This is a genomic window from Mesorhizobium sp. M2C.T.Ca.TU.002.02.1.1 (assembly GCF_003997225.1).
Map to the genome: position 1 here is coordinate 1 of NZ_RZTO01001392.1, position 757 is coordinate 757.

The following is a 757-nucleotide window of genomic DNA, read 5'->3' on the forward strand; positions in this document are numbered from 1 at the left end:
GGGTCATTGCGCGGCGGTCCAGCTTCTTATTCGGTGCCCAGCAGGTCGTTGAGCAACTCGTGGCGTGGTGACACAAAAGGATTGACGATGGTGACACCGCCCCAAGTGAAGCCATGTTGCAGGTCCTCCGACAGGAGCAACCGGCAACCCGATTGCGAAGCTGTGGAGAGAATGACCGCATCCCAAATGCCGAAGCGATGATCCGCTGCCAGGTCCACGGCCATCATCATCGCCTCGGGCGTCGTTCCGGCAACCGGGAATGCGTCGCGCCAGTTCAGAAGTGCGTCCCGGGCTTCTGCATGCGATCGACCTGCCTTGCGCACCAACACATTGAACAATTCGCCCAGAACCTGAACAGGAATGACCGTCCCCTGTTGCGGAACGTTAACCAGCAGTTCGAGGACGATCTCGCGTTTTTCCGCGTCGTTCACACCTTCGGCATAGGCAAGGATATTGGTGTCGATTGCGACCTTCACCGGTCGTCCTCGTAAAGTTCGTCGCGGGTCCATTTTCCGGCGTCGACAACAGGCTGGCGCCTGAGCCGCGACAGCAGCGAACTCCGCGAGCGGGAAGCCACGCCTTCGCTCTTTTCGGCGGGCACAATCCGCGCCACCGGCCGGCCATGACTGGTCACGACATAGCTCTGGCCCTCCCGCACGCCGCGAAGAATGAGGGAAAACTTGCGATTGGCTTCGGCAGCAGAAACGGCTTCGTCCATATCCACATCCAGATTGTAGTTATATTCACTACAATAGTA

At 58.8% G+C, this 757-nt stretch carries 2 protein-coding genes; both read right to left on the reverse strand.

Annotated features, from left to right (window positions below; translation table 11 throughout):
* Nucleotides 1-26 precede the first annotated feature (26 nt).
* Nucleotides 27-476, reverse strand: a complete 450-nt coding sequence (locus tag EOD07_RS36310) for a PIN domain-containing protein (RefSeq protein ID WP_127238501.1) — start codon at nt 474-476, stop codon at nt 27-29.
* Nucleotides 473-718, reverse strand: coding sequence for a type II toxin-antitoxin system prevent-host-death family antitoxin (locus EOD07_RS36315; RefSeq protein ID WP_127238502.1), 246 nt, complete (start codon nt 716-718; stop codon nt 473-475). The genes EOD07_RS36310 and EOD07_RS36315 overlap by 4 nt, the downstream gene beginning before the upstream one ends.
* Nucleotides 719-757 lie beyond the last annotated feature (39 nt).

Excerpts from the sequence above, each read along its gene's own strand:
- EOD07_RS36315 (WP_127238502.1), bottom strand. The coding sequence starts at position 718 with ATGGACGAAGCCGTTTCTGCTGCCGAAGCCAATCGCAAGTTTTCCCTC.